The sequence below is a fragment of the Lacimicrobium sp. SS2-24 genome (assembly GCF_002201535.1).
GTDB lineage: Bacteria > Pseudomonadota > Gammaproteobacteria > Enterobacterales > Alteromonadaceae > Lacimicrobium.
In genome coordinates this window covers 21,746-32,286 of the sequence record NZ_NIWW01000013.1, presented here as the reverse complement: position 1 = coordinate 32,286, position 10,541 = coordinate 21,746, and the positions used below count along the sequence as shown (strand labels likewise).

At 39.1% G+C, this 10,541-nt stretch carries 8 protein-coding genes; 3 read left to right on the top strand and 5 right to left on the bottom strand.

All coding sequences use genetic code 11. The annotated features are described in order from the left end of the window. Nucleotides 1-87: 87 nt before the first annotated feature. On the bottom strand, nt 88-1,116 hold the full coding sequence (locus CCY32_RS16790; RefSeq protein WP_088332812.1) for a hypothetical protein: 1,029 nt from the start codon (nt 1,114-1,116) through the stop codon (nt 88-90). Nucleotides 1,117-1,146: 30 nt separating this feature from the next. Continuing rightward, nucleotides 1,147-2,454, bottom strand: coding sequence for a site-specific integrase (locus tag CCY32_RS16785; protein WP_088332810.1), 1,308 nt, complete (start codon nt 2,452-2,454; stop codon nt 1,147-1,149). Nucleotides 2,455-2,692: 238 nt separating this feature from the next. Here CCY32_RS16785 and CCY32_RS16780 point away from each other — a divergent pair, with 238 nt between their 5' ends. The 3 genes from CCY32_RS16780 to CCY32_RS16770 all read left to right on the top strand — a co-directional run bounded on the left by CCY32_RS16780 (nt 2,693) and on the right by CCY32_RS16770 (nt 6,126). After that, nucleotides 2,693-4,000 carry a hypothetical protein gene (locus tag CCY32_RS16780; RefSeq protein WP_088332808.1) on the top strand — a complete coding sequence of 436 codons (1,308 nt, stop codon included), beginning with the start codon at nt 2,693-2,695 and terminating at the stop codon, nt 3,998-4,000. 137 nt (nt 4,001-4,137) lie between these two features. After that, entirely contained in the window at nt 4,138-5,061 is a 924-nt protein-coding gene (locus tag CCY32_RS16775; RefSeq protein ID WP_088332806.1) for a plasmid recombination protein, read from the top strand. A gap of 195 nt (nt 5,062-5,256) precedes the next feature. After that, nucleotides 5,257-6,126, top strand: a complete 870-nt coding sequence (locus CCY32_RS16770; protein WP_088332804.1) for a DUF6731 family protein — start codon at nt 5,257-5,259, stop codon at nt 6,124-6,126. Between the two features lie 247 nt (nt 6,127-6,373). On the opposite strand, the gene CCY32_RS16765 is transcribed toward CCY32_RS16770, so the two are convergent. From CCY32_RS16765 to CCY32_RS16755, 3 genes are all read right to left on the bottom strand, one after another. Then, on the bottom strand, nt 6,374-6,715 hold the full coding sequence (locus CCY32_RS16765) for a hypothetical protein (RefSeq protein ID WP_088332802.1): 342 nt from the start codon (nt 6,713-6,715) through the stop codon (nt 6,374-6,376). 392 nt (nt 6,716-7,107) lie between these two features. Next, a complete protein-coding gene (locus CCY32_RS16760) occupies nt 7,108-9,627 on the bottom strand; it encodes a DEAD/DEAH box helicase (RefSeq protein WP_088332800.1) in 2,520 nt (839 codons plus the stop codon). Continuing rightward, the gene (locus tag CCY32_RS16755) at nt 9,624-10,514 is read right to left on the bottom strand and encodes a DUF1837 domain-containing protein (RefSeq protein WP_088332798.1); all 891 of its coding nucleotides are present in this window, start codon (nt 10,512-10,514) and stop codon (nt 9,624-9,626) included. Before CCY32_RS16755 ends, CCY32_RS16760 begins: the two co-directional genes overlap by 4 nt. Nucleotides 10,515-10,541: the final 27 nt, after the last annotated feature.

Here is a 10,541-nt window from a genome sequence, read left to right as displayed (position 1 = left end):
CCTGAGTAATCCCAGTGTAATCAAGCGATACCGAGGGATTGCATCATCGAAAGCATGCGTACTAATTTAAATCATTAAATCCTTAGACTAGTCCTCATCCTTTTCCTTAATGTTAAGACTACCCATTTCTCTTCGAAAGTAAGCTTTATGTTCCCAACCACCATACCATCCATTTTTTGGTAAATTTGGCAGGATTCCATCTTCTAGGGCTACGGGATAAACACCGAAATCATCCAAGAGTGAAATAAAAAGCTTTGCACCTTCCCCTTGGGTAAGAAAAATCCCATTCTCGTCATAACCAACCAAAGGCTTCCATACCTCCCTTCTCTCATAATCGTCTGATCTCCAATTAGTTTTATTCATTAACAGATCTAATGCTGCCTGATGGACCCTTGGCTGAAAGCTGATAACGTCTTTCTCCATCAGGAAATCTTCTTTTACATCAGCGTGAGTAACTCCATGTCTCAGCTGAACCCAGTCAGCGATCTCTTTCCTTGAATAACCATATGAAGTGCTCTCGAAGAATTTGAAAAGCGGATCTATTAGCTTTGTGGAACTAACTCCAAATGCTCTCTCGAACAACCTAAAACACTCATGGAACTTTCCACAAAGGTGACTATGGCAGTATGCTTCTGACATCAAAGCGACACCATCCATTCTATCAGAGAGATTATCCAAATTTTCCAGTAGCTTCATTTCGAGATTTTCACCTCGACAATGAGTCACGGTGCTCTCTACAAGTACTCCAGACTTTGAGTCCAACCAATCCCTTTCATCTTCATTCTCGTAAACTAATGCTGCAGGGGGAGTCACTGAGCTGATACTTCTCGGAGTTTGATTTGCTAGACCCAATAAGTTGGCTGCATGCTCAATTAGCGTTTCCATTTCTTCCCTGTCACGACGGGGTACAACAACCTCATTGTTTCTCGTCACTTTTGGTTTGTGTCGCAGCCTCGTCGAACAAACAACCATCTGGTTAACATGATTATCTTTCCGTTTTGTGTATTGGGCAGCTATATTGTAAATGCTGTTATTGACTGTTGAATCAAAACTCCAGGACTCCCATTTTTCATCCAAAGAATCAAACTTTAAAACTGCAAACCTCGCCAGCAACACTCTTTACCTCCTTGTAAAATAAGGATTAATTCAATCATTCACACTAAAGCCAAATGAGTCGAAGTCTACAGACTGAACTATTTGATCTAGGTCTTCAACAACAAACGATGAACCATACACCCCTGACGTTATTTCGCTGTCTGAATGTCCCAGCAAGGCCTTAACCAACGGATTTCCTTGTAGTTTGAGCTTGTTGTACAGATAGTCAACAAAGGTATGCCTGAACGAATGAAATGACTTCCTGCCACTATCATCCAATACCCTATTCTTGATATTACTGAACCATCTAGATGGCGTGTGCGAGTAACGTTCATTCAATAGCTTCAGGTCAGGAAAAACCATACTGTTTGGCGCAGGCGCTGCACTGTTCACATAATCGATGAAACCCAAGGACAAAAGCTTTTCATGTATGGGAATGACGCGCTTGCTCGACACAGATTTAAGTATCTGATTCGTACCTTCATCATTGATTGAAATACACCAGCAACCATCTACCTTGAGTATATCTTTGCGCTGCAACTGACACAGTTCATTGAGCCTTGCGCCAGTGTATAACCCAAGAACAGGTAACCACTTGTGCCAACTCTTGTTCGGGTTTCTGATCGCTATATCGGAGAATATGTGCTTGAGGTCCGCAGGAGTGAATGGTTGACGTAAGTCCCTCGCCTTTCGGGTATCTTTTAGCAACATACCGTCGAACACATTGGTAGATGAATAACCGTTTTTCACTGCCCACTTGAACAGTTCGGAATAACAACCAAGCATCGTATTAATGGTCTTAATCGACATCAGGTGTGACGCTGGTATATCCATCTTCAGGACACGGTTAATTGGTTTACCTCTGTACTCAGCTTTTTTGTTAAGGTTGGCAGGTAGCTTTTGTAAATCGCTTTTGACTCGCTGGGCATCTACAGCCCCGATACTTCTGATGCATTTATCATTGAGCAGAGTAATCAGGTTCTGATAAATGACCTTGTAACCAAGGTAGGTTTTCTCTGCCCATGCTTTAGTTCGCAGCTTTTCTTCTATGTACTTCTCGACAACAACGGAAATGAGTTCACCCGTATCTTGGGAAAGGTCTAACCCCAAGTATTGTTGTACCTTTGCCATTCTCTGCTTCTGGAAGATTGGTTGGAATCGGTGAAGCGCTGCATGAACAATTTTAACTGCTTCGCATTTCCGAAGTGGATATACCAAGGACAGAGTTGTATTGATGTGTTCAACAACTCGGAGGGCTTCCAGTTTGTCTTTGGTGAGCAGAGATACTCTGATTGAATGGCCTTGAACAGTTCTTCTGTACGTATAAACGCCATATTGATTAGTGACTAGATTATGCATAGTGGTCAACCTATCTGGTCAACGTACGCATGCTTTCGATGATGCAATCCCTCGGTATCGCTTGATTACACTGGGATTACTCAGGAAATGGTGCCCGGGGCCGGACTTGAACCGGCACGATCTTACGATCGAGGGATTTTAAAACCCCATCTCTTTTAAAAATGCCTTATATTTATTGACGTTTAGCCCTACCCTATTATTCTATGAACAATACTATGAATAAATCGGGAGTGGGAGCATGACAGATCGGCGCTCTGATTGGCATGACCTTGGAAGCGGTTTCGCGGTATACAAACAACCCAGTTCTAAAAATTGGTATTTGTATGCTCGAATAAATGGACAACAAGTAAGACGCAGTTTAAAGACTTCGGATCTCGAAAGGGCTAAAGAAGATGCAATCTTCTACATGGGGGCTAACAAACGCGGGATTGAAGATGTCAGTGCGATGCTTTCCCCGCCGAAGAGGTCTGTAAGTATTGCATGTAACAATGCTCTCGAAGAAATAGAAGACAAACCTATCAGCGCAAGATCAAAAAATGATTATTGTAAGGTAGTCGAAGAAGTTCGTTCTCTTTTCGGTAAGAAGTCCTTCAAGCACTTTTCAGAGAAAGATATCCATACAATCTTAAGCAGACATAAAAGCAAGACGAGAATAGCTACTGCAAAAGCTGCACTAAATATATTGATAGAATCCGCTGTAAAAAATTCTCTTATTGAACGAAGAGACGCACAAAAATTGCCTTCTGTGCAACCTAAAGGACAAAAACGTCGGCAAGTTCTAACAAAAGATGAATTGGCATTGATTGATGAATCTTGGCAAGAATTTATCGATAGCTCTAGAAATTTTAAAACCAGAGAAAAGCGAATTGTTTTCAAGGGCTACTTCAATTTTATGTTGGAAACTGGTACTAGGCCCGGAGATGAAATGGATGGTATTCGCTGGGGTGATATTAAGAGGGAAATCGATAGCGATGGTATTACGATGTTTGCCACAGCGGTCATTAACGGCGGTAAAACTAAGCACTATAATCACGTTATGATGCGAGAGATAGTCCTAACAAGAAGTGCACAAACAGCACTATCTGAGATCGCACGGCTTCATGGAAACTACTATGGTTCAAGTGACTTAGAGCTAGGAGAGTTTGGACTATTGGATGATATTGGACTCGCAAAAGCTATATCTATGAAAGCAGGTAATCAGGAAGCATGGAAGAAGCACGATCATGAAAGGAAGAGACAGCCACGTTACACAACTCGCAGTCGGAAACTTGCTTACAAACATATCTTCAGAACTCCCTATGCCCCTGACAAGAAGATAGATCCCAGCGTACTATTCAACCAGCTATTGGATTTTTGCGATATAGAAAAGGGAGACAGAGACACATATTCTCTGCGACACGGATACATCACTAACAAAATAAGAGATGGACTAGCTCTATCACACATTGCAAACCAGTGTGGAACAAGCGTACCCATTATCGAAAGTCATTATAATAAGTTTTTAGTATCAAAAAATGCGAAGGATTTCTTAAAATCCGAAAAGTGAGTAAGCCTACTCCATTGTAAAATAGTTATAGCCACCATAACCGACTGCGCTTCTTTCAGAAGCAGATTGCTACGCAATCTATCGTCTCTCACAAGTGAGAGATGAATATGGCTAAAACTATAATCAATGGGTGAATTATGACTTATCAGTTTATTAGAATTGAGGCATACAGCCTTAATAAAACAAAAGAAAGACCTGACGCTGTTGGTGTTATTAGAGAAGCGAGGAGAGAGGAGACTCATTCAAAGCATATTTCGGGTTGCTTTAAAACCCGGCGTATTTTAGGTAAAGACTTAAATATCGTTGAAGACGAAATACGTCAATTTGAGTACAAAAAGATAAATGGCAAAGCTGTTCGTAAAGATGCTAGAGTGCTGATTGGAGGTATTGCATCATACCCTATCGCGTTCACAGACAGCGAATATGACAGAGCTCAAATGCTTAGGTGGGTGATAGCTACAACAAAGTTTCTTAAGGATAAATTCGGAAATAATTTAAAATCAGTTGTACTTCACGAGGATGAGACCTACCCTCACCTTCATTTTTATTGCTATGACACTGAGAAAACAAGTGTTGCTGATATCCATCCCGGGAATATAGCTGAAAAAAACTGTCGCTCTAAAAGTAAGAAAGGAAAACTAGAGGCGTACAAACAAGGACTTTCTTCATTTCAAGACGATTTTTATAAAACTGTTTCATTAAAGTTTGATATGGAACGTAAAAAGGATGGTGTATCTGTAAGATTGAATAAAGAAGCAAAAAAAGCATTCGATCAACTATGTTCCCAACTTAAAGCGGCGACTGAAAAGCTGAGTCAGGCTATTTCTCAATGCAAAAATCAGAAGAAAACTATCAAAAAGCAAGAAGAGCTAATAGCGCAATTAAAGCATGAATCATACAGAAAAAATCTTGAGATTGATCGATTGACAGTAGCCGTAGACAATATGTATTCAAAAGCATACAAAGCCGCAAAAGATGATATTTCTCGAAAAATAAAGCTTAAAAAAATCAAAGATGCGCCACTCGCAGAAACCGATACTTCCTTTGAAGTAGCATTTTAGTCGGTATCGTATCAGTAACGATGACTTATAATGACTGGACATGAGCGGTTACATCGACGAAAAACATATGTTTGTAATTTAGGCCATTGAGTGCTGTATACATATACAGCCAACAGTTGACAAACGGCTTAGTGCGTGACACATTAAGGATTTATAATAGGGCTAAGCGTAATATAGAATGGAAACCATAACCCAATGAATAAATTGAAAAAAAGTGTGACCGTAAGGTTTTATTCTATTGAAGCAAATGACTCTTTTTTTTCGGATCTAGTTTCCAATTACAAGGCCATGCAAAACATAGGGAACTTGACTCGGATCATCAATATCCGAAACAGAAAACACCTGATTAAAGCTTCGTATGAAACTCTGGATTCTAAATTTAGTGTCTACCCAGTAACTGTTATCCGAGAAAGGAACACTTGGCAGACGAAAGCTACTATTGATGGCAAGATAAGTCCGATTGAAGTAAATCAGGGCATTATCGGTGACCCCTATTTCTTTTCAATTGTCCCGGAAATTAAATTGGTTGTTGGATTTACAACTGGACCGAGTGTAAGCATTAAAAGCGTTGGAACATCTCTTTTAGAACAATTTAGTAACGATAGAATTACCAAAATTGCTCTGGAACTTATTCCAAAAGAAAAAGAGTTTTCTAGGCTAACAGAAATTAGTGACTATAGTAGTCTCCATTTTAAAATAAGCTCGTCTTCTCTGACTGATGTATCTGATAATGCACCACAGTTAATTCGTGATCTTAGCAGTGCGCCTTATCTTGAAGGTAATATGCAACTTTCCTTAGATCTAGCCATTGATGAAAAACAAGATATTGGTTTATCTAAAGAAAATGTAATTGAAATTGTAAATTATCTATCTAACCATGACGACTGCACTGTCCTCAAAGTAAAGGGAAAAAATGAAGACGGCACTAGTGTTAACCTAGATTTTAGTAACGCTTTTTTCAATTACAAAACAGATATAATGACCCGGCATAAATACGTGGGTGAAACAACAGCTCATAATATATTAAAAGAAGCGTTTCATAGCTACGTTGATAAAAATTTGTAGATGTTTTATATCTAGATAAAAGAGTTAAAAAATGCACGATTCGAACATAAATCCTCTATTTTGTAGTGGCTCGTATCTAATCGGACACTTCTGGTTGAGTGTTTTGACTTGCCCTGACAGTCGGCATTAGACAATCAGCGGCCCATCACCATTAGTACGTCTGACTTCCGATTAGTGCCAATTGCGGACCTTCAAGATGACAATCCGATATATCGCCAAAGGCATTGGTCGATGCCTTCGTTAACGCTTACCTCAGTAATAGCGGCATAAACCAACCAAAGCCAGCAAGAAACATAGCTGACAATACCACGGTAGATATATATTTTATTTTGGCTTTTCTAAATTGATGTTTATCCAGCCCTTCGAATACTTCATTTGCTACTTGGTATTTGTCTCCATAACCGCACAGAAAATAAATGACCAAAGCACATGCAACCATCATTAAAACACCCCATAGCTCGAATTCACCCTGAAGAGGAAGCAACCATTCGAGCAGATCAAATTGCATCATAAAACCGAAAATCAGCGAACTAACTACCATAGACAGCATAACCCCTAGCAGACCACAGGACAGCCAGTGACTATCCATTCGACCTTTAGTTTGCCTATGCAAGACTATCCAGTAATAAGCGCGTAGATAGAAGAGCATAAACTAGTTGTCCAATAGTTGTTTTGTCATAATTTGTACGTCATCGTCAAAATAGTACACCTAGATATACTTCTGAGGCTCACTTAAGAAATTGTTATGAGTCCGTCTTGTTGTTGGTAGCGTAATAAAAGGGGTCAGATCCAAATTAACAATCTATCAGTATTCCTGTTGTTTTGGCTAGACTAACAAACTTCACCATCAATGTCCGCATCTCGCTCGGAGCTGCCGCTGATATGTTGACACATCAATGTCGGCAATACGTACTCAAGAGACTGTCAGATTTGGTTTAGCTCTTGCACCGAAAGTGTCAGGTTAAGTTGTGACTAATCCATCTATTTTGACATAGATTTAACCTCTTTCATCGTTACCGGGTGTATCCCATCCAGCAATCCTTGATCTATATACTTTAGCAGTTGATTTAAACCCTCTACATTGACTCCATCTTGAAGAACATCATTTATTTCAGCTGCCGATTCTCGTGATAATCCAATATTGATGAGACTTACCATCCTCTCATCGCATGCACCAATCTCTAGATAAGTATGAAGCTTAGTAGTTGTCTTCTCCAACTTTTTGATTGCAATTACATTTGTTAACAATACATAGTAGCACCGCAGTGCATTAGCCATTCTAAAACGTATATCATTATTGATTACTTTAATTACATCTCGCACAGCTTTATTGGGATTGACTCCATTATCCTCTGCATCCTCTTTTGCTTTTTTTGGATTGTTCAACATCCAATCTATTTGCTCAGATATTATGCTTTTTAAACTATCTCCTCTAATCCACTTAGCTGCAATGACACTGGTATAGGACGGAAGATACTCACCTGTTGGAGTGTAAACGCCGAACTCTTCGAGCTTTTCACAAACTTTCATTAAAGATTCATAGATTTCATTAGATTTAGGATGTGGCAAGATCCATTCGTCCACGCTATCTAATTCAGTCAAGAAACTGAATAGCTTATTCTGCTGTATATAGCCAATTGTAGGGCTCGCCTCCAATGTAAATGGTGCAACTCTCAAACCATTTTGTGCCCTAGTCACCGCATTAGATAATGACAATAACTGATTTTCATCCAACGTGAGCTCGGGAGCTTTAAGCGTTTTATTCAATCTCCCTTCTGAAATCTCCTTAATCAGCTTATTAGCTATTGTGTAAAATTTGTATTGACCTTCGGAGTCATGAGGGTAATTTCCTTCTAATGCCTCCAGTACTGAAGGAAGTTCTTCATTTAAAGATTTGAAGTAGGTTGCTATTTTCTCTTCTTGCTCCTCTTTTTCATCAAAGTAATCTTTTACTTGCCACTTATCTGGCTCAACAATAAATATATTACCAGCAAAATGTTCTAGCATTCGGCCTGCTCTACCAGTGATGTTATTCAATTTTACATCTTCTAGCCTCTCTGGTGCACCCATTCCTTTTGATTGCATAGGCTTAAAAAGAAACAAGTTTCTAGCTGGTAGATTTACTCCTTCCGCAAGTGTACTGGTGCTTGCGATAAAATTGATGAAGCCATCCTTAACTAAATTTTCAATCATTACCCTTATAGAACTTGGTAAGGGCCCATAATGAAATGCTACCCCCTTTCTCAAATTGTTAGCTAAAGAAAATTCGTCATGGACAAATTTTTCGACATAATCTGCCGCTTCTTCAAGTTCAGCTGAAGGTTCATAGTCAACAACCTTATCCGCAATCTTCTGTGCCATATTTTCACAGTTATCGGTCTGATTCCTGTAAATAATATTGCTACTGCCCTTACCTAACTTATAGACGATGTCCGATAAGTGGGTTCCATTAAATCCCTTAGGTACTTTTACACGCTCTTTTGTGTTTAGCCGCTCAATGACCAAGTCTCTATTTTTCGGAGTTACTTCCATCATTATTTTTGCAACAGGAGATACGGATGTTATCTCTTTTGAGAAATTAACATCTTCAAATAGAGTAGCAAACGCATCCTTATAACTTTCAGATGGCATACTTACGATTACTTGCGGGAGACTATTCTCTAACAATTTTTCTATTGTTAAATGGAGCAGGACGCCCCTGCTCTCGTCCGCTATATTGTGAGCCTCATCAATGAAGAGAAAGTTAAATGCCAAGTCACCGCTTTGTAATGCATCAAACAACCGTTCTTGAGTCATGACAAAGAACGTCTTTTCGGCATAACCACTATCTTTTGGTACCGTGCAAATTTCTAAATTTTCGTCAAAATTTTGCTCCTTCGCGATTTCATATAACTTGTTGGCAATCTCGCTAATTAAAGCTCTAGTCGGAACTATTATCGCTGCAAAGGCGCCATCTGAGCTCTTCATTTTCATCATCAAGTAACTCAATATAATGTGAGTTTTTCCTGCTGATGTGGGTGCAACAGTTATTACATCTTGGTCTGACACAAGGTTGTTCCAAAGTACCCTTTGAAAATCAGTTAAGGGGAAGTTTAACTCCTCGACTGAATTCAGTTCCTGCCTAAACTCATCCTCTGCTTCAGACATAAAACTATATCTAAAATTAAGTTCCGGGTTTCTTGACTTTAGTAAACTTACATTTGGAAAATCGCCTGTCCTAGAAAATATTTTATTCGCAATAGCTAGCACCTCTGGATATTTCTCACCAGACACTTCGATTAGCATTGCCAGAATCGAAGCCCCCTCTTTGCGAAATTTTGGAGAATCCACTTGATACAGATACTGTGCTATCAAAATCAGCTTTCTAACATTATCAACGGAAAGCTCATACTCCACTCCAACCATCTTTTTCACATAGGAGCTAAATAACTGTTCACTTAAAATGCTGTATTTTTCGCTAGCTAACATCCTGTTAGATAACTTCTCGAAAAAGGTAGTCATTCTTGAATATCCATATAGGCTATAAATTCACTGACAAGCTCTTCAATATTTTTGAACGGTAGTATCATCAAAACTGATTTGCTAACGTCCACCTTTTCCTTATCAAGTTTACTAAAGAAGTCGCCAACATACTTTGAAGCTAATTCAATGTAATTTTTTTCAAATTGATCATTACTTTCGAATAATTCAGGACTTGCAAAGCCAATAAAGCAGGATGAATGTAAAATATCATCAATGTTTTCGTTGTTAAGTGGGTCGAGTATGTCGAGTAAAATATCTTCAAGGTTCTCATCCAAATCATAAAAGTCCCTATGACTTTCAATTAAATCAAACTCTTTTTGATATTTATCTGTGGCTGACTTTATTGATTTCGCAGCTTTGCTAGCTGCCGAGTTAAAATCTTTATGAAGTTTTGACTCACCAAGATATAATTTAAATTGCCCGTCATAAAACTGGCCATGAACACCATCTGCCCCGAATACAGGCATTTTGTTCGCTGTTTTTGTAGATATTTTGGTCAACAGCTTTGGCGCTTCCAGATAGACATCGAGCAAAGTAAACAGTATTAGCTCGCCAAGTTCACCTTGAGCTGTATGCTTGCTGAGTTGCCTAACTGCCTTATCGAAAAGTCTTTCGGCAGCACCTTCCTTATGTATACGCAATTGCCTCTCAATATCAGAGCATTTGAGGACAAAATTAGCCAGAATTCCTTCTTTTACTATAGAGAAAAACTTGTTCAGAGGATTCGGGTGGCCGTCAAGGGGCATGTATACTAATAATGTCTGTACATCTCTTCCATCATGCAACTTAAACGTTTCTTCAACATTACTGAGTACCGCACTCAACTCTTCTTTTATTTTGAGCTGTGGCCGAAGGCGCTTTTCCATTTATAGACTCATATATCCTTAATATGA